Origin of the sequence: Bdellovibrio bacteriovorus (assembly GCF_025558485.1) — a bacterium.
Lineage (GTDB): Bacteria > Bdellovibrionota > Bdellovibrionia > Bdellovibrionales > Bdellovibrionaceae > Bdellovibrio > Bdellovibrio bacteriovorus_G.
Genome location: NZ_CP102930.1, coordinates 2,701,234 through 2,720,096 on the forward strand (window position 1 = coordinate 2,701,234; position 18,863 = coordinate 2,720,096).

Annotated in this window: 16 protein-coding genes; 9 read left to right on the forward strand and 7 right to left on the reverse strand. The window is 48.9% G+C overall.

Translation table 11 applies throughout. The annotated features are described in order from the left end of the window. Positions 1-12: 12 nt before the first annotated feature. The 7 genes from EZJ49_RS13260 to EZJ49_RS13290 form a co-directional block, all read right to left on the reverse strand. The gene (locus tag EZJ49_RS13260) at positions 13-513 is read right to left on the reverse strand and encodes an OmpH family outer membrane protein (protein ID WP_262552661.1); all 501 of its coding nucleotides are present in this window, start codon (positions 511-513) and stop codon (positions 13-15) included. Between the two features lie 136 nt (positions 514-649). Continuing rightward, positions 650-3,040 (reverse strand): outer membrane protein assembly factor BamA, encoded by a 2,391-nt coding sequence (bamA, locus tag EZJ49_RS13265; RefSeq protein ID WP_262552663.1) that lies wholly within the window; start codon positions 3,038-3,040, stop codon positions 650-652. Positions 3,041-3,309: 269 nt separating this feature from the next. Further along, complete coding sequence (locus tag EZJ49_RS13270; RefSeq protein WP_262552664.1) at positions 3,310-3,993, reverse strand: ABC transporter ATP-binding protein; 684 nt, start codon at positions 3,991-3,993, stop codon at positions 3,310-3,312. Further along, complete coding sequence (locus EZJ49_RS13275) at positions 3,986-5,215, reverse strand: ABC transporter permease (protein WP_262552665.1); 1,230 nt, start codon at positions 5,213-5,215, stop codon at positions 3,986-3,988. The genes EZJ49_RS13270 and EZJ49_RS13275 overlap by 8 nt, the downstream gene beginning before the upstream one ends. After that, positions 5,212-6,343, reverse strand: a protein-coding gene (gene prfB / locus EZJ49_RS13280; protein WP_262552667.1) for a peptide chain release factor 2 whose coding sequence is annotated in 2 segments (ribosomal slippage) — positions 5,212-6,261 and positions 6,263-6,343 — 1,131 coding nt in all. Because the reading frame shifts where the segments join, the coding sequence is not laid out codon by codon here. The genes EZJ49_RS13275 and prfB overlap by 4 nt, the downstream gene beginning before the upstream one ends. Before the next feature lie 291 nt (positions 6,344-6,634). Then, the gene (ybeY, locus tag EZJ49_RS13285) at positions 6,635-7,087 is read right to left on the reverse strand and encodes an rRNA maturation RNase YbeY (RefSeq protein WP_262552668.1); all 453 of its coding nucleotides are present in this window, start codon (positions 7,085-7,087) and stop codon (positions 6,635-6,637) included. A 3-nt stretch (positions 7,088-7,090) separates the two neighbouring features. Then, entirely contained in the window at positions 7,091-9,505 is a 2,415-nt protein-coding gene (locus EZJ49_RS13290; RefSeq protein WP_262552669.1) for an HD family phosphohydrolase, read from the reverse strand. Positions 9,506-9,606: 101 nt separating this feature from the next. Between EZJ49_RS13290 and mazG the strand changes: the two genes are divergently transcribed. From mazG to EZJ49_RS13335, 9 genes are all read left to right on the forward strand, one after another. Further along, positions 9,607-10,425, forward strand: coding sequence for a nucleoside triphosphate pyrophosphohydrolase (gene mazG, locus EZJ49_RS13295; protein WP_262552671.1), 819 nt, complete (start codon positions 9,607-9,609; stop codon positions 10,423-10,425). Positions 10,426-10,530: 105 nt separating this feature from the next. After that, positions 10,531-11,067, forward strand: a complete 537-nt coding sequence (locus EZJ49_RS13300; RefSeq protein ID WP_262552672.1) for a transposase — start codon at positions 10,531-10,533, stop codon at positions 11,065-11,067. Between the two features lie 345 nt (positions 11,068-11,412). Continuing rightward, a complete protein-coding gene (locus EZJ49_RS13305) occupies positions 11,413-12,459 on the forward strand; it encodes a hypothetical protein (protein ID WP_262552673.1) in 1,047 nt (348 codons plus the stop codon). Between the two features lie 11 nt (positions 12,460-12,470). Further along, a complete protein-coding gene (locus tag EZJ49_RS13310) occupies positions 12,471-13,088 on the forward strand; it encodes a PilZ domain-containing protein (protein WP_262552674.1) in 618 nt (205 codons plus the stop codon). After that, positions 13,063-13,770, forward strand: coding sequence for a MotA/TolQ/ExbB proton channel family protein (locus EZJ49_RS13315; protein ID WP_262552675.1), 708 nt, complete (start codon positions 13,063-13,065; stop codon positions 13,768-13,770). Before EZJ49_RS13310 ends, EZJ49_RS13315 begins: the two co-directional genes overlap by 26 nt. Before the next feature lie 53 nt (positions 13,771-13,823). Further along, positions 13,824-14,366: an ExbD/TolR family protein gene (locus tag EZJ49_RS13320; RefSeq protein ID WP_262552676.1), complete on the forward strand. Its 543-nt coding sequence runs from the start codon at positions 13,824-13,826 to the stop codon at positions 14,364-14,366. 3 nt (positions 14,367-14,369) lie between these two features. Next, positions 14,370-14,873, forward strand: a complete 504-nt coding sequence (locus EZJ49_RS13325; RefSeq protein WP_262552677.1) for an ExbD/TolR family protein — start codon at positions 14,370-14,372, stop codon at positions 14,871-14,873. Between the two features lie 4 nt (positions 14,874-14,877). Further along, positions 14,878-18,591 carry a tetratricopeptide repeat protein gene (locus tag EZJ49_RS13330; RefSeq protein ID WP_262552678.1) on the forward strand — a complete coding sequence of 1,238 codons (3,714 nt, stop codon included), beginning with the start codon at positions 14,878-14,880 and terminating at the stop codon, positions 18,589-18,591. A gap of 14 nt (positions 18,592-18,605) precedes the next feature. After that, entirely contained in the window at positions 18,606-18,854 is a 249-nt protein-coding gene (locus EZJ49_RS13335; protein ID WP_262552680.1) for a hypothetical protein, read from the forward strand. Positions 18,855-18,863: the final 9 nt, after the last annotated feature.

Sequence of the window (18,863 nt, forward strand, 5' to 3'; positions counted from 1 at the left end):
TTTTCTTATCAACTACTTTTCTTTTTCAAAGGCCTTAATCACATCTTCAGTCATATCTGCATCTGGAGTTGCGTAAAGAACCATTTGAGAGTTTTCGATCACCAAAGTGTAGCCTTTGTCTTTAGCCAGCTTGGTGATGACTTTTTTCATTTTTTCCAGAATCGGAGCCGTCAATTCGCGCTCTTTCTTTTGGATTTCCAGCTGGCTTTTGCCAACCACATCACGATACTTCAGCATTTCTTCCTGAAACTCAGCTTGTTTTTTACCAAGAGCTTCTTCGGAAAGAACAGACTTTTTCTTTTCAAGGTCTTCACCCATCTTTTTCAAGTCAGCTTCTTTTTTCTCAAGCTCTTTTTTCTTTTTGTTGAACTCAGTTTCAAGTTCAGTTTTTGCTTTCTTACCAGCAGAAGTGGACTGAATAGCTTTTTGCATATCAACGAATCCAACTTTTGTCTCTGCTTGCGCCAAAGATGCCGTCAATAGCATGCTTAGCACGATCAACATTTTTTTCATTCCCAAATCCTCCTTAAAGGTTTTCTAAAATTTGTTAAGTCCAGCTTATGCGCCTGAAGGCGCCTCAGCATCCTGCGCCGGAGCGCGAGTCCAGTCTGCGCGTCTGCCGACGCTCCGACATCCTCGGCGGAGCCGCCTAGAACGACGGGCCGATGGAGAATTCGAAGACGGTCGCGTCGTGATAGATTGAGTTGCGGTTCAGTGGGAAGCCCCATTCGAAGCGCAAGACCCCGATTGGAGAGTACCAACGGATACCGAAACCAACGTCAGCGAAGAATTTATCATCTGTAAGAAGATCATCCGCCGCACCGACATCGAAGAATCCAGCTCCCATGATGCCAGCTTCCTTCACCAAAGGGAACTGTAATTCCGTCTGGTACATCGCCTGCTGAACACCACCATAGAAACGCATGGATTCAGCTTTGGCCTTTTCAGGTCCCAAAGTCGGCAGAAGCTCATCATAGATCATCTTGGACTGTTTCATTTTTCCCACACGGTAGGAACGGTAACCACGCAATGAGTACGGGCCTCCCAGCAAATACAATTCACTGAAGGGCACTTCCTGGCCTTCCAAAGAGTCGATGCGGGCATATTGGATGTTATTTCGCCACACCACATCCCAGAACAAATTCTTGTAGTAACGGAAGTTCGCCGTTCCGCGAGTGTATTTCAGATCTCCACCCAGACCGGCGTATTCGTAAGAACCGCTCGTATAAATACCCTTGCTTGGCATCTGGCGGTCATTACGCGTGTCATACTCGATACTGGCAGTCAAAGAACTGGTAACGCCGGAAGCGGTCTTCAACGGGAACAAATCCGGATCGGTGATCAGCTTGCCGTTTTCGTATTTTTCCTCAAGCTCAGTATCGTCGTATTTGTACTTCAGGAAACCGCGCGTGTATTCGGCAATAGGATGACCCAAACGGATCGCGCCCCCACGGTGATTTTCGTCATAGTCCACACGACCGGAGTTCGCACTCTGATAAATGTCCGCACCCAAGGACCACAAAGTGTCGCGGAAGTATGGCTCGGTGAAGGACAAACTGTAGTAACTGCCCGTGTTGCTCAAGTTCAGAGACGCGCCCAGATTCTGACCTTTACCCAGGAAGTTGGCCTGATTCACAGACCCCTGCAATGTGAACCCCTGAGACGTACCGTAACCGGCCCCCACCTGGATCTGTCCGGTGTTACGCTCTTTCACGGCGATATCAACATTCATCACTTCTGTACGCTCAGGATCAATGGAGGTCTTGAAGTTCACCTCCTCAAAGAAGCCCAGACGCTGGATGTTCTCCAAAGACTGACGACGGCGGGTTTCGTTGTACAACTCGCCCTCGTGCACTTTCAGCTCCCGACGAATCACTTTATCGCGAGTTTTGGTGTTGCCAACCATATTGATCTTACCGAAGTAAACTTTGTTGCCTTTGTCGAATTCAAAGACCAGATCCACACGACGTTCTTTGTCGTTGAAGCGCGTACGCGGAATCACGTTGGCATAAGCGTAACCAAGATCTCCGTACTTCGCCGTCAGCTCACTGATGTCTTTTTGCAATACATCGTAAGCAAATACACCGTTGTCATCGATACTGATCACTTCACGCAGTTCAGATTTTGGAAACAGCAGGTCGCCCGCAAAATCCACGTCGCCGACATTGTATTGCTCACCTTCCTCGATACGGATGGTGATGTAGATGTTTTTCTTATCCGGAGTCACAGTGACCTGAGGTCGGTCCACCTTGGCCTGAACATAACCCTGATTCCAGTAAAGGAAGCGCAGAATCTGCACGTCACGTTCAAACATTTCCTGCTTGTATTGGCCGGAACCACTTAAGCCCGAGAAGAAGCCACCTTCAGAGGTTAGCATTTTGGATTTCAGAGCGCTGTCACCCAGATGTTTATTACCCAGGAAAGTGATCTTTTTCACTTTCACTTTGTCATTTTCACGAACCTTGAAAACCAAACGAACCGTTTCGTCCTTGGTCACTTCCTGGACTTCGTAATCCACTTTTGCCAGGAAGAAACCCTTGTCCTCGTATAGCTTTTGGATTTTCTCCACGGCCTCTTTGACTTTGGCCATATTCAAAAGCTGATACGCCTTGATACCGGAAGCATCCGCCATGTCTTCAGCTTTGACTTCGCTGTTGCCTTCGTAAGCGATTTCCACGATGGAAGGCTTTTCCAAAACCTTGTAAGTCAAAGTGACTTCTTTACCGGTCACTTGACGGCTGACTTCGATGTCGTTGAAGAAGCCTAGATTGAACAAAGAAAGAACATCCGCACGAATATGATCGGCAGAATATTGCTCGCCCACTTTGGTGGTGATTTTGGCAAGGATAGCGTCTTTTTCAATCTTGCGGTTGCCGGATACTTCAATTGTTTTAATAATCAGCCCGGAAGAAACCTCAGCCGCTGCTGTTTGCACAGGAGCCTTCGACTTCGTGGTTTTCTTTTTCGCCGGTGCCGCCACAACGGTGGAAGTTAAGAATGTGATTAACAGTGCACAAAGAAGCTTACTCAAAGTTCCCATTCCCCATCATCGGGCCCCGCCCGGATTTTTAAAAATCTATAAGATTTCTAAGTACTTACAATTTCGATGAAGAATCGTAACTTAAGACCAAGGTCCTGTCAAAGCCGCAAAGCACAACCCCCACAAAAAAGACCAGAACACCTGAGGACAGAGAAGGCTTCAGCCGCAAGGCGGAGGGGTCCCGCCGAAGCGGAGGCGTGCTCATGCACGTCGGAGCGAAGGTGGTCCCCCGACAACGCAGTCGGATGGGGCCTTATCGGCCCTCAGGCTCAGGATTGCCATTGGCCGTCTTTCATTCGATAAACCTTCGGAAATCGCGTCGCAAACGTCAGATCATGGGTCACAATCACCAGCGCGAGCTTCATTTCTTCCTTCAGGCGGAAAAACAGCTCCTGAATCTTGCCGCTGGTATGGGAATCCAAATTCCCGGTGGGCTCATCGGCGAACAGAATCTTCGGATGCCGCACCAAGGCACGAGCAATGGCCACACGCTGCAATTCCCCGCCAGAAAGCTGATTGGGGTGATGATCGCGGCGATCTGCAAGACCCATAAAATCCAAAAGTTGCAGTGCTTTTTCGCGCGCAGCTTTAATGGACTCCCCGCCCACCCGACACGGAATCATGACATTTTCGACGGCCGTGAATTCGGTCAAAAGATGGTGAGACTGAAAAACGAAACCCATCTCTGCGTTGCGGAAACGGGACAGCTCTTCGTCGTTCATCGCCAGCAGGTCACGGCCTTCGCAGTAAAGCTCACCCTTGTTGGGACGATCCAAAGTTCCCATGATTTGCAGCAATGTGCTTTTCCCGGCCCCCGAGGCCCCCAGAATGGCAAAGGCTTCCCCTTGGCGGATGTCCAAACTGACGCCCCTAAGAATTTCCAACTCTCCCACACCCTGAGCATAGGATTTGTGAATATCAATGGCGCGCAGAAGAATATTCTCATCACTCACTTCGCAGGCCCTCCACCGGGTCCAGCTTCGCACCACGGCGAGCCGGAGCTATCGTTGCGATCAAACAAACAAGCAGTGTCGCAACACAAATTGCGATGCTATCGACAAAACGAATTTGCAGTTTAATATTTTCCAGACGATACACTTCGCCGGAAATCAGGTTCAGACTGCTTTGCAGCCATTCAAACAAATAGGCAATGCCAATCCCCACCAGGAACCCCAGCACCAGTCCCACCGTGCCCATGAAAAGCCCCTGGAAAATAAAAATCTTCTGGATGTCTTTGCGTGAAAGACCGACTGTTTTTAAAATCGCAATATCCTTGTAACGACGAAGCACATTCATGGACAAAGTTGCTGACACATTGAAAGCCGCCACAATCGTGATCACCAGAACCACAAAGAAAATTCCCGGACGTTCCACATTGATGGCTTCAAAAAGATTTTCATTGGAATCCCGCCAGTCGCGCACCCAGTACGGAGACCCCAGTGTGGCACTTAAATTAAACGCCGCCTCACGCGCATGATCCACATCCTCCAGACGCAGAATCAAACCCGAATAACGATCGCCAATATCCGCCAGGGTTTGCGTGGCCTTCAGATCCGCCAGAATAAACCGTTCGTTCCAGTCGTGTTTTCCCAGATCCAAAATTCCCTGAATCTTAAAAGCCCCCACCCGGCGCTGGAATTTGGACGGATCCACTGAATCTGCCACCGGAACAACAACGCGGAAGGTGTCGCCGACTTTCAAATCCATTTTCTGCGCCAGATTTTTACCCAATAGCGCCAAAGGAATGTCACTGGGCTCGGAAAGATTATCAGAACCGCTTAAGGTGCGACGTTTGAAATTCAGAACCTGATTGACCCGGTCTGTATCCACACCCTGAATCAAAACCCCGGAAATCTGACCCTTGTGAGCCAGCACCGCCTCGATAAACACAAATCGCGTGGAACTAACCAAAGTGGGTTCCGCTTTGCGAATGCGCTCTTCCAGTTCTTTCCAGTCATCGGGAAAACGCGAACGTTTCACAACCTGCACGTGGCCGGAAACTTCGGCCATGGCGGTTTTCAGGGTGTTTTCAAAACCGCTCATCACCGCCATGGATGCGACCAAGGCTGCCACTCCCAGCACCAGACCCAACAAGGCCAACGGCGCCGATCCACCAAACAATGTCTGGCGGGAAAAAAGCAATCTTGCGGCAATCCACGGAAGTGATGACTTCACGAAGGCTGACCTTCTGCCTGAAGCGTGGATTTCAGATATTCCATGATAAAACCATCCAAATCCCCGTCCATCACGTCATCCACCTGATTGGTTTCATAATCTGTGCGATGGTCTTTCACCATCTGATACGGATGCATGACGTAAGAGCGAATCTGCGAACCCCATTCATTGGCTTTTTTCTGGGAGTTCATCGCGTCTTTTTCGGCGTTGCGCTTTTCAATTTCCATTTCATAAAGACGGGCCTTCAACATTTTCAGCGCTTTTTCACGGTTCTGAATTTGCGAACGTTCCACCTGACAGGTCACGATCACACCCGTCGGAATGTGCGTCATACGAACCGCAGAATCTGTTCTGTTGACGTGCTGACCACCGGCCCCGCTGGCACGGAAGGTATCGACTTTTAAATCCTCCGGACGCACCTCGATATTGATGTCGTCATCGACCTCTGCCCAAGCAAAGACTGACGCAAAAGAAGTGTGGCGGCGGGCATTGGAATCAAACGGGGAAATACGCACCAGACGATGCACTCCGGATTCCGCCTTCAAGTATCCATAAGCATAAGGGCCTTCGATCAATAGCGTGCAAGACTTGATCCCCGCACCCTCGCCCTCGGTCATTTCAATCACCTGCACTTTGAAATCATGCTTATCCGCATAGCGCGTGTACATACGCAGCAACATCGACGCCCAGTCGCAGGACTCTGTTCCACCCGCGCCGGAGTTGATAGATAGGTAGGAACTGTTGCTGTCCAGCTCTCCATTCAGAACCCGCTTCAGTTCCAAATCCTGGCCCAGTTTTTCCAGTGCCAGAACTTCTGTTTTAGCTTCACCAAAGCTGCCTTCATCGTGAGCTTCTTCGGCCATTTCCAAAAGGACTTTGGCGTCACTGAGACGACTGGCAAAGGTGTCGAATTCTCCTACGGCTCTTTCCAGCAGCGTTTTTTCTTTATTGAGCTTTTGCATTTCGGCCGGTTTTTCCCACAGTGCGGGGTTTTCGGCCTGAATGGAGATTTCTTCCAGACGCTTTTTCTTGCGATCTAAGTCAAAGATACCCCCGAAGCTCCTTGGAAAAGGCTTCGAGAGACACAATTTTACTTTTAATTTCAGAGGCTTCAGTAACGATAGACATAGGCCCAGTGTAATCACCAAGCCCCGGCTGTCAAAAGAAAAACGCCTTCGAGAGAAGGGAGGGGATATCTCTCGAAGGCGGAAGTCAGGGACGACACAAATGCCTAATACAAACGCAGTGCCAACCCCTCAAACTTCGACCATTCGCAATATACTCCTGTCCAACCCCACTCTAACGGGACCCTCGCCCCATTTGACCAAGGTTTCAACAAAAGCACTGCCGCAAAAGGACCTTTTCCGTCCTTCCGAGGCGCTTTCCAAATTCAGATCAATTTAAAAGGAAAAAGAGCCCCTATCGGGCAGAGATTTTTTTCAAAAGGACTTCAAAGGCCGCATCCTGAATGCCAAACATTTCACGTGCATCCTTTTCATTGGTTTCATGGTCGTAACCCAATAAATGAAGGACTCCATGCAACAGCATATAACCCAGTTCCTGCTGATAAGTCAGACCGTGTTCGGCGGCCTGACGCTTTAGCACCTCAGGGCACAGCACCAGTTCCCCCAGTGACGAAGAGTCCATCGAATCAAAACTTAAAACATCCGTGGCGTAATCCTTACCACGGAATTCTTTATTGATTTTCTGTGCTGGTTTTTTATCCAAGAACACCAGGGTCAATTCGCGATGTGCCTGATCTGAACTGATAACTTTACGTCTCTTTAGCTCCGCGGTCAGCAGTTCCATCCAGTTTTGAATGAACTTTCTTGGAGCCGCGTGTTTGGACTCATTAACAATCAAAACTTCCATGAACTAACCTTGAGATGGCGTGGTTTGGGTCACATCACCCAGCCCGCCCCCGGCACTGCGCGGGTAATCAATACGCTGGTGATAAATCCCCAGAAGAATGCGGATGAATGCCGCTTCAACTTTGGAAATATCCTTCAGTGTCAGATTACACTCATCAAGCTGCCCGTCAGAGAACTTTCTTTGGGTGATATTTTTAACAATATTTTGCAAGCGTGTCGGTGTGGGTTCGTCCAAAGAGCGAGCTGCGGCTTCAATACTGTCCGCCAGCATACAAAGGGCCGCTTCACGGAACTGTGGTTTCGGCCCCGGATAACGGAAGTCCTGATCACTAATCTCAGGATCGTCTTCCTTTTTCAAATCCAAAGCCTTGTTATAGAAGTATGAAATCAAAGTGGTTCCGTGATGCTGCAAAACCCCGTCGATGATCGGCTTACCCAGTTTGTAGGCCATCCCCATCTCCACACCGTCTTTGACGTGGGCGATCAGCAGGGTTTTGCTCATAAACGGCGAAATATGATCGTGCGGATTCTGTCCCGGCTTTTGATTTTCGATGAAGTAATTGGCGTGCTCCATCTTGCCAATATCGTGATAGTAGCACATCACCTTACCCAGCAGCGGATTGGCTCCAATTTCCTCGGCGGCGGCTTCCACCATCGAACCCACCATCATCGAGTGATGGTAAGTGCCCGGAGCTTTGACGATCATTTCCTTCAACAACGGATGATTCAGGTTGCTTAGTTCCAGCAGCTTAACATCCGTAGTGTAGCTAAAGACCGATTCCAGCAACGGCACAAACATCATGGCCACCAATGCCGAGAAGATACCGCCGATAAAACCCGCCGGGATGGAAAGTAGAATTTCTTTCACACCGCCCTCTTGATCGAATTTGGTCATAGTCAGGATAAAGGCGATCATGGCTGCATTGACCAGCCCCGTGCGCACACCTGCAAAATAAACGTCGTTACGGGTTTTACAGTTGTAAACCCCACGAGCCGCGGCAATACCGCCGACCAAACTGACAAACATAAAGCTGTAGTTGTAGTCCACCATGATACCCAGACACACAGACAGGAAGGCCGTGAACAGCCAAACAATCTCGCCGTATGTGATCAGCAAGCCTACCAGCATTGGCCCCGCCGCCACCGGAGCGGCGAACAGGAAGATCGATGGAGGCAGAAAGTGGCCCAGCTTCGAGGCAAAAGCTGCGTCCGTGATAAATAGATAAATCTTGGTGAAGAAGATGATCCCGAAAGCGATCAACATCATCACCGAAACGTCTTTAAATTCGATTTTTACTTTATTGATCGTGAAACGTTTCAGGTAAGAGAAGAACACCAGAATCGCCACCGACAGCATCAGCGCCATGGACAAAGACATAATGTCTTTGCGTTTATCCGCTCTGATATTTTCAATCTGCTTGATCACTGCCATCTGGAAGGGCTGCACCACAGAGCCTTGCGCAATGATGTTCTGATTCTTTTTAATGGTGATGGTCACAGGAATCACCGCATCGCGGGCGGACTGGCGGCGGCTGGCCGTTTCCTGTTTGTTCAGAGTCATGTTTGGCACAACCAGGGATCTTGCGAAGTACAGAATATTGGCCTGATCACTTTCTGAGAACCGATTCAGATCCTTTTTCAGATCCAATTCAAAGTTTTCCGGCGACTGCAGATCCAGAATCTCTTCACGCGGGATGGAAAACTCCTTCCCCAGATTGTTCTTGTGCACCACCCGCCCCAAAACGGCTGACTGGCTGGCCGGAATAAAACGATCCGGAGCCTCTGCCACCTTGCGGTCATACCAATTTTCCAGATTGCGGATGACGATGGCCTCAATACGCGGACTGAACTTCAGATCCACCAGCCATTCAAACATGAAGTCTGAAACCCCCACACCCAGCTCTTTTTCAAACTGCTTTTTGTACTGGAAGAAGTCCTTCACTGCCACACGGTACTGTGATGGCACTGCCGACCATTTGGTTTCGCGATAGTAGGCGCGCATGGTGCGGAACGAATGAATCAGGTTGACAGAGACACGCTCAAACACGCTGGTGTCATAGTCATAGACTATAGGCACGGAGTATTCGGCCTTCAGGCGTTTTTCCTCAGTCGTGACCTCGTCGGTCATTTCAAAGCCCATCGGCGAAACTACATCGAATTTCGCCACATCGCCGACCGTAAAGTTATAAGGGATATCAAACTGATAGAAGATCGTGTAGGAAAGCAGAACGCAGTACAGGAAGATCAAAGCAGCCCGGCGAATGAAGAATTTTTCTTCCATCAACTGCACGATGCGGCCGAAGAAAGTTTTCTCCAATCCGATGGAATCCACCCAGTCCAAAAACTTAAGACTGTGATCCTCATAGTTCACACGCGTGGCTGGGCTTTCGCCCTTTTTTTGATTCTTACCTCGTTGCATATCTAGTTTTTCTACGTTACCCCATAATGCGAAAATTGTCGAAATCACTATGCATTTGTGCTAGCAATAAAGAGATTCCATCAGAAAGTCGAGGGGTCCCCATGCCACAAGCACCATCCAACTTACGTCATATTGAGTCCTTAGTCGAGATCGTAGCTCACTTGCGTGGCCCCGAAGGGTGTCCCTGGGACAAAGAACAAACTCACGAAACATTGACTCAATACGCAATCGAAGAGACCCACGAACTCGTCGAAGCCCTTGAGGACCCTCGCCCCGGCACCGACAAAGACCACAAAATCAAAGAAGAACTCGGAGATGTCCTCTTCCAAGTGGTTCTCCACTCTCAACTTGCCGCCGAACGTGGAGCTTTTACTCTGGAAGATGTGATCGCAGAAATATCGCAAAAACTTGTCCGCCGCCACCCGCATGTGTTCTCGGACACCAAGGTTGCCGACACTCAGGAGGTCATTCGTAACTGGGAGGAAATCAAAAAACAGGAGAAAGCCTCGTCTGCCGCACCTGCGCCCTACTCCCTGAATGTCCCACCCTTGCCCGCCCTGCAAAGAGCCTACAAAATCGGCAAACGCACTGAAAAGCTGCAATTCGACTGGAGCTCCGTCGATGAAGTGATGACCAAAGTGGATGAAGAATACAACGAGTTGCACGAAGCTTTGGATGAAGGCTCTGACGCCGAAATCGAACACGAACTGGGTGATGCATTGTTTTCACTGGCTCAACTAGGCCGCCATCTGGAAATGGAGCCCGAGCAAGTCCTTCGCAAAGCCAATCTACGTTTTGAAGAACGCTTCAACAAAATGGTCGAACTCACTAACCTCGACAACAAAGACTTCGGCACCCTCGCCCTCGATGAAAAAGAAGCTTACTGGCAAAAAGCCAAAGCTCTTCTGAAAAAGAGGTAATCTCTCCGGCCTTCGGAAGCCAGGCCACTCCACAGGCCCCTTTTCTAGGCTGGGGGCCTTTGTACTTTCTTTGCTTCTGGCTTGCTCCAACACCAAGGAGCATCCATGGCCAAAAGATATTACCGCCAAAGTTATCACGATTTCGACGGAACCTCTCACGGAGGTGAGCTGTCTCGCGGAAAACGAAAATCACAAAGACCGCTCTGTACCAACGCCCCCATTCATCTGGTTTTAAAGAGTAACAAAGCTTTCGGGCGAAGGTCCCTGTTGCATCCGGCTAACAGGAAAATGTTGCTTAAATATACGCGGCGTTTTGTTTTCAGGTTTCATGTTCGCCTTTATAGCTTCGCCAATGTGGGAAATCATATCCACATCCTGATCCGTGTTCCGGATCGCAAAGCTTATGTCAGTTTTATCAGCGCGCTGACCGGCACTATTTCAAAGATGATTTTCAAAACGGCGGGTATGTGGGACCTGCTGCCTTTTACTCGTGTGGCCACTTGGGGGCGAGGGTTCCAGATAGTGAGGAAGTATGTGGATAGGAATGCGGAGCAAGGGTTGATGGTGGTGGAAACGATCATGAAGCGCGATCCGCGATGGCGACATGCGGGGTTGACTGGAGTGCTGTGGTCGTGGAATTGATGCCCTCTGGGGCGAGGGTCCCGAAAAGGAAAAGAAAAGGGGGGTGATGGCGGTGGATAGAAGTTTGGCAGTTCCGAGGATCTTCTAATTTCGACGCGTAGTTAGGACCTTAAGTGGGGCTGAAAGCTTCGCAAAGTGTTGAGAGGTTCGACACAAGAATTTTTTTTTGAAAATGATTGATTATATAACTTCCTGTTCTTTCAAACACTTAGGCTGTCTCATACTGAGACCACTTAAAAATTAAAAAACAAAATCATGCAGTTATCCTAAATTTCAGTTTTGCCATGTTTTAAACGAAACTGAATCCATCAAGTAGCGTGGTGGGGCTCAGGAGGGCATAACCGTATGAGAAAAACAGTGGCAAGCAAAGCAGCAATGATGGCTTCAGCTGTGGCACTAATCGCAGGATGCAGTAAGGGCTCTGGTTCTTACTCTCTGTTGGATGACGGCGCTGACTACAAACAGCAGGCTGTCTTCATTCCAAAACAAATCGACATCCTTTGGGTTATCGACAACTCCGGCTCCATGGAAACATCTCAGACCAACCTGACTCAGAACTTCGCTTCTTTCATCAGCCGCTTCCAGACTTACAACTATGACTTCCACATGGCAGTAACAACGACAGAGGCCTGGAGAAAGCAATTTGATTCCAATTCAACTCTTGCCCGCATCAAGGATGGCGCAGGCTCCAATCATTCCGGCGTGTTTGTGATGAACGATCAGACGCAGAATCTTTCTGACGTCTTCGCCATCAATGCCAAACAGGGCATCAACGGCAACGGTGACGAGCGTGCGCTTTCCAGCATCAAGGAAACATTGCTGGATGCGCACAACAACACCCTGGGCTTCCGTCGTCCCGAGGCGTTTTTGGCGGTGATCATCGTGACTGACGAAGAGGACTTCTCATCTTCCTCCGCTCAGTTCAGTGAAAATTACGCCAATCCAAATCTGCACACTGTGCAAAGCTATGTGGACTTCATGGATGACTATGTTGGCAGCCGTAACTACTCTGTGAACACCATCGCGATTCTGGATGATGCCTGCAAAACATCCCTGAACAACACCTTCACAGAACGCAAAATCGCCAACCGCCTTATTGAAATGGCCAACCTGACTGGCGGTGTGAAAGCGTCCCTGTGTTCCAACTTCGGTCAATCCCTGGAGCTCATCTCTGATTCCATCATCCAGCTTTCCAGCGTCTTTAAACTGAGTCGTGAACCACAGGAAGACACGATCGTCATCACAGTTAACGGAGTTACTGTGGAACAAGATTCTGTCAACGGATGGACTTACGACGCATCCAACCTGACCATCACCTTCCACGGAAGTGCGGTGCCGGCAGCGGATGCTAACATCAAAATCGACTTCTATCCTAAGTCGATCAAACTGTAAAAGGATGTTGTATGGGTGGGGTACAGACAGCAACTAATCAGCAGCAGTGGTATATTCTGCGCGGGGAAATGAAATACGGTCCCTATGAGTATAAATCACTGATCACCATGATCCAGAATGGCGAGCTCTATGACTACAACTATGTCTGGGCAGCGCATTTGGAAAACTGGACACTGCTTGGCGACCTTCAGGAGTTTTCCAAAGACCGCCTGTGCAGATTGATCGAAACCAAAGACCATTTGGCTGGTTCCTTCAAGGATCGCAAATGTCCCCGCGTGGACCTTGTGATCCCGGTCTATGCTCACAATGATCACAACTTTTTTGACGGCCACACTTTAAGTGTGAGTGAAAACGGGGCGCTGGTTCTTTTGAACGATCCCCTGCTTCTACCCGGTCAAAAGATATTACTCAACTTTAGAACTTCTGAGGAAAATCCTCAGACATTCAACGCGCTTTGTGAGGTTATTCGCAAGAATTACTCAAAGCAAAGACTCAACGTAAAATCCGGTTTGCATTACGCTGTTCGTTTCCTCTCGGTGCAAGAAATCGGTATGACTCAATTAACAAAATGGACACGCGGTGGCGTTTCCAAGGAGGAAACAAATGGCATTCTTAAACTTCATGAATGATTCCGGCTTCGTCGGTTGGTGCATCCTGCTCGTGGGGATCGGTTCATTGGTACTGGTGGCAGAGCGTGCCAAAGCGCTTTACAAAGACTACGGCATGAACGTCGATGAGTTCATGGGTAAAGTTCAAAATCTGGTTTTGGCAAAAAAACTGGATGAGGCACTGCTGCTTTGCGCTCAGCTTGAAAAGAAGCCACTTGCATCTGCTTTCAAAACCATTTTGGAAAAAGCGGACCGCGATGACGACACGATCTTCCAGGCTCACGATATCGCCCTGAGTGAAAACGTGCCTTTGTACACCAAACGCCTGCACTACCTTTCCATGCTTGCCAACGTGGCAACATTGTTGGGTCTGTTGGGTACGATCCACGGTCTGATCCTGTCGTTCCAAGCGGTTGCGACAGCCGATCCAGCCCAGAAACAAGCCTTGCTGGCACATGGTATCTCCGTATCCATGTACACCACAGCTTTGGGTCTGGCCGTGGCGATTCCAGCGATGGTGTTCTTCTCCTTCCTGACTGCCCGTCAGAATCAGTTGATCGAAGAGATCTCTGAGAAGACATCCAAGCTGACAGAGCTTTTGACCAGCGCTCATATCCCTAACCTGACTCGCCAGAATGTGTTCCCGGATCACATGGCGGCTCCGACAGTGACTCCTCCGTCTCCAGGTCAAAAGGTCTCCTAACGGAGGCCTTTCCCGAAGTGGTGGACCTTATTTAACTAAGGATGGGATAAAACATGAGACGCGCACGCAAGATTAAAGTAGATCATAACAGTGAGTTCGAGCTGGACTTGGCTCCCCTGCTGGCCGTGATGGTGAAGCTGGTACCGGTGCTTTTGGTTTCCTCTGCCTTCGTACAGATGATGGTGATAGAAACTGAACTGCCTCAAGTTGTCAACGAAGCCATTCAACGTCAGGAAGATCAAAAGACCCCAACGAACGTGGCCCTTGAAGTGGACCCGCAGTCCATCCGCATCGTGATTACAGAGAAAGGCCAGGAGAAAGTGGAAACCATCGCAATGAAGGATGGTGCCTATGATCTTCAAGGTCTGCACAGCAAACTTGTCGATATCAAGAAGGCCCACCCTGAGGTTTTCAAACTTGAACTGAACCCGGACGGCAAAGTTCCTTACGATATCATCGTAAAAATCATGGATGAAGCCCGTCAGGCCCGCGATGCCAAAATCAAGTTTCCCGTCTTCGACACCAAACAGGGTAAGAATGTGGAAACAAACTATATGTTCCCAGAGATCGTCTTTGCGAACACCATGGAGGGCTAACATATGTCACGTCGTCGCAGATATGAACCTCAGGTTAAGAAAAACTCCACCTTCGGGCTGAACATCACCTCCATGACGGACATGTTTACCATCATGCTGGTCTTCCTGTTGCAAAGCTATTCAACATCCGATGTGCAGATAAATCCCGAAAAAGACATCCGCCTTCCGTCATCGGCATCCATGACCAATGCAACGGAAGCCATTAAATTGTCTTTAAGTGGTAACGCCCTGAAAATGGATGAAACCAAAATCGCAGACGTCAAAAACGCCGATTTCCTGCCTCAGGATTTAGAGGATAAAGACACCAACTTTATCAAACCCCTGTTCCAGGAGCTCGATAAGATTGCCAAGTCTGAGGACCTTAAGGACAAAGCTCACGTGAAAGAAGGAAGAATTCTTCTTCAGGCGGACAAGGACCTTCCTTACGCCACTCTGAGAAAAGTCATGTACACGGCATCCATGGCAGGCTTTCCTCAGTTGAAACTTGTTACCATGGTCGGAGAATAAGTTTATGATTCGCACAATAGTTCTGCTTCTAGCATTTCATCTGTTTTCAATGTACTGCTTCGCCGCCGATAAAAATGCCAAGGGACTTCTTCCGGAAGTTCGCATGGATAACAGCAGCGAAAGCGACAACGAAAAAAAGGCTTTCAGCAGCGAGATCATGATCACTCGTTCTGAAAACAGAGCTATTGAATCCCTGCAAACCATCATCAAAAAGAATAAAGGCGCACCTAACGAAGCCGATTTGTGGTACCGTTTGGCGGAGCTTTACATGCGTCGCTCCAAATCCGGCCGTTTCTTTGACCTTCATCAGAACACACCTCTGATGAAGCTTTCGCCGTTCCCGGTTCCCAATGAGCGTGGTTCTGAAGCCATCAAACGCGCCATCAAGATCTATACTAAAATTGAAATGGACTTCCCGAAGTTCAAGCAGATGGATGCGGTGTTTTTCAATAACGCCTTCGCCAATCAGCAGATTGGCCAGTTTAAAGTTTCCGAACTTTTATATAATAAACTTCTGACTCAGTTCCCAAAATCCCCACTGATTGCCGACGGTACACTGGCCGTGGGTGAATTGCTTTACGATCAGGGCAAATTTGAACAGGCCCTGGAACACTTCCTGCGCGTGGAAAAATTCCCGAACAGCCGTGTTTATTCTTACGGCATGTATAAAGCTGCCTGGGCTTACTACAACATGCGCGACAGTGAAAACGGCATCAAAAAGCTGGTTCAGGTTGTGAAAAGCAACCCTGCTTTGGCCGATGGTGAAGTCCCAACCAATCGTCACAACCTACGCCGGGAAGCTCTGCGTGATTTGACGATCTTCATTGGTGACTCCTACCCTGCCAACAAACTTTATTCTTTCTTTGAAGATATCGCTACGGAAGATGAGCTGGGCCAGTCCATGATCGACCTGGCAAAATTGTACGAATCTCACAGCCGCCAGAAAGAAATGAACATCTTCCTGGAAGAGTACATCGACAAACGCTCTTCCGGTCCGGATGTAGTGCGCTCTCACCTGTTCCTGGTAGAGGCCAACGAAACTTTGAAAAAACGTGATAAAGTCATCGACCACCTTCAATATGCCAGCGACCTATGTAAAAAGGATTCTGCATGGAGAGGTCTGCAAAAAGTGGAGGTTGTGGAAGCATCCTGTGTGGAAGGTTTCCGTCACACCAGTCTGGACATGGCTAAGAAATGGTGGGAAATCTGGCTGAAGAACAAACAAAATGTGGCGTTCTCTGACCTGACCCAACGCCTGTTCAAATTGATTCTGGAAAACGACGATCCGGCCAAGCCGGACCTGAAAACCCGTTTTGCTTACGCCGAACTGCTGTTCCAGCTGGAAAAGTTTGATGAAGCCAGTACGCAGTACAAAATGGTGGGCGACAAATCCACAGAGGAACCTCTGCGCCACGACGCCAACTATGCGGCTCTTTATTCCAAAGAAAAAAGCATCGACAAGAAAAAAGATCCACTTAAGGAAGCTGAGCGCAAAGAGCTGGCTGCCAACTATCTGGCAAAACATGCCAATGGAAAATTTGCAACTTTGGTTAAATTCAAAATGGGTCACATCGCCTATGAAGAATCCAACTATCCAGAGGCAGAAAAGTGGCTGACTCCGCTTGCTTCCTTAAAAGGCAGCGAAAACGCCGATATTAAGCGCAAGTCCGAAGACCTGATTCTGGATATGTTGAACATCCGCAAGGACTATGCTGGGATCAAGGCTTTCTCCAAGAAAGTCATGACTTCAAGTGCTGATGAAAGCCGTAAGAAGAACATGAACAAAATCATGGAAGAGGCTCACTTCACAGAGATTCAGGAATTTGCAAAAACAGGTGATAAAAATCAGGCTTCAGAAAAGCTGATCTCTTTTGCGAAAGAACACGAAGGCTCCAAACTTTCCCAGGACGCTTTGTGGCAGGCTTTGAGCCTGCAGTACACCGAAGGCAAGGTCTTTGATGCCGCGGAACTTTCCATGAAGTTTGTGCAGAAGTATCCGGACGACAAACGCAATCTGGATGCCCTGAAAGAAGCGGCAAAAGCCTATGCTGATATCGGTCAGATTTCAAAATCAGCCGAAACGCTGGTGAAGGTGGCAGATCTGGATAAAAAAGGCCGCAATGCCCACCTTGAGCTGGCCGCCGACATTTATATTCTGGAAAAGAAAAACAAGGAAGCCCGCGCCGCTTACAATGGTATTCTTGCCGGAGCCGATCACAAAACTCTGGAAAGAATCTACAGCAAGCTGATGGATTCCTATAAAAACGAACCACGTTCTGGCGAACTTGAAAAGTTGCAAAATCAGATTCTGGCAAAAGGTATCGAACCATTCACGACGCAGATCATGATTGATCGCGCGAAGGCCCTGCTGGAATCCGGTAAGAGCACCGCCGCATTCGATCTGGCGATGAAAGCCAATGGTCGCGACGTGGCCGCGGAAATCCGTGCGGAAGCCCGCTTGATTCAGGCCCGCATTCTGGAAAAAGAACTGGTCGGCCAAAGTGTGAAAGCCCGCGAAGACAAATTCGCGATGGTGCTGGCAATGAAAACAGAAAAGCTGGACAAGGCGCACACGGCCTACTACACCACCCTGAAGATGTCCAAAGACCCATTCCAGCAGTTGGAGGCCATGCGTGGTATTGACCGCTGTTACGGGAACTTCATCGACAGTCTGACGACGATGCCTTTGCCTGCCACTTTAAGCCCTCAGGATCAGGAGGCGTTGCGCGCAGAGATCGCCAAACTGACTTCTCCGATTCAGGACAAGAAGAATGAAAATGAAGCTAAACTGAAAGTGCTGGCCGCCTCCAAAGGTCAGACAGCTTCCAGCGAAAGAAGTTTTGCCTCCATCCGCGTGGATCAGACCGTGCCGCCACAAGTGCAGTACCCTGCTCCGGAAAAGATGGCGGCCTTCCTTCCGACAGGCACGGACATGACCATCGGCAAGGTGTCTCGTTTTGAGACCCGCACGCCGAAAGCGTGCAACAAAAGCGCGATCATGACAGGACAGCTGGCAAATGTGAACGCCACCGAAGTTGCAGGAAATTGTTATTATTCTAGACAGTACGAAATGGTGGAAAAGCTGGGTCTGGAGCTTGCGAAAAACAAAGACACGCGCGCCTTGGGTCTGTTCTATGCCAGCGTTGGTTCCGAAGCCCGCGGCTTCCACGACAAAGCTCTGTGGATGGTGGAAGCGGCCTTGAAAGCACAACCGGAAGCATCGCCTTACGTCTATCAAAAAGCCCGTCTGCTTTACAAGGAAGGCGGCATGAATTCCGCGATGCCGTTTTTCGATAAAGTTTTAGACATGCAAATGGCTTCGACAGAAATGAAAACTTTCGCAGCAGTGAAGGCTTTCTCAGAGGGAGATTTTACGAAAGCTATTGAAAATTTCTCTGCAATGCCGAAAGAACAGTTGTACAATTTGAATGTCGGAACCGTAATGAGTGAAGCGTATGCTCAGAAGGGTGAAGTCGAGAAAGCGCTGAGTGTGGTCAAAGACCTTCTTGGCAGCAAGAAAGACAACGTCGATTTCCTTCTGCAACAGGCGCACTTGTTCGAGACCTACAAAGGCAGTCCAACGCTTGCGCTGGACTCCTACGAAAAAGCTTTTAAAGCCAGTCAGCAATTGGAAATGCGCGACTGGTTGGGTAAGAAGATACAGTATTTGAAAAATCAAAACAAAGTCGGTCAGCACGTTATCTCGGGAGACTTGTAGTATGGAGGGTACAAGTGAAAACTATCATCACAGCGATGGTCGCTTTCATTCTTCTGGGAGCATCGACTGGCTTTGCCAAACAAAGAACAGTCCGTAAAGTCCAGGAAGTCAATTTCGGTGACATGAACCTTAAGGGAACGATTCGTAACCCTGACGGCGCCTATCTTGTGCAAAAAAGAGGTATCAAGTTTATGCCTCTTTACGATGTGCAAAAAGATATGGATGGCCGCATCCGCGAATCAGCTCTCTACTTGAACAACTAAGTTTCATGA

Excerpts from the sequence above, each read along its gene's own strand:
- EZJ49_RS13325 (WP_262552677.1), top strand. The coding sequence starts at position 14,370 with ATGTCACGTCGTCGCAGATATGAACCTCAGGTTAAGAAAAACTCCACC.
- EZJ49_RS13290 (WP_262552669.1), bottom strand. The coding sequence starts at position 9,505 with ATGCAACGAGGTAAGAATCAAAAAAAGGGCGAAAGCCCAGCCACGCGT.
- EZJ49_RS13320 (WP_262552676.1), top strand. The coding sequence starts at position 13,824 with ATGAGACGCGCACGCAAGATTAAAGTAGATCATAACAGTGAGTTCGAG.
- mazG (WP_262552671.1), top strand. The coding sequence starts at position 9,607 with ATGCCACAAGCACCATCCAACTTACGTCATATTGAGTCCTTAGTCGAG.
- EZJ49_RS13305 (WP_262552673.1), top strand. The coding sequence starts at position 11,413 with ATGAGAAAAACAGTGGCAAGCAAAGCAGCAATGATGGCTTCAGCTGTG.
- EZJ49_RS13310 (WP_262552674.1), top strand. The coding sequence starts at position 12,471 with ATGGGTGGGGTACAGACAGCAACTAATCAGCAGCAGTGGTATATTCTG.
- ybeY (WP_262552668.1), bottom strand. The coding sequence starts at position 7,087 with ATGGAAGTTTTGATTGTTAATGAGTCCAAACACGCGGCTCCAAGAAAG.
- EZJ49_RS13330 (WP_262552678.1), top strand. The coding sequence starts at position 14,878 with ATGATTCGCACAATAGTTCTGCTTCTAGCATTTCATCTGTTTTCAATG.
- EZJ49_RS13315 (WP_262552675.1), top strand. The coding sequence starts at position 13,063 with ATGGCATTCTTAAACTTCATGAATGATTCCGGCTTCGTCGGTTGGTGC.
- EZJ49_RS13260 (WP_262552661.1), bottom strand. The coding sequence starts at position 513 with ATGAAAAAAATGTTGATCGTGCTAAGCATGCTATTGACGGCATCTTTG.
- bamA (WP_262552663.1), bottom strand. The coding sequence starts at position 3,040 with ATGGGAACTTTGAGTAAGCTTCTTTGTGCACTGTTAATCACATTCTTA.
- EZJ49_RS13300 (WP_262552672.1), top strand. The coding sequence starts at position 10,531 with ATGGCCAAAAGATATTACCGCCAAAGTTATCACGATTTCGACGGAACC.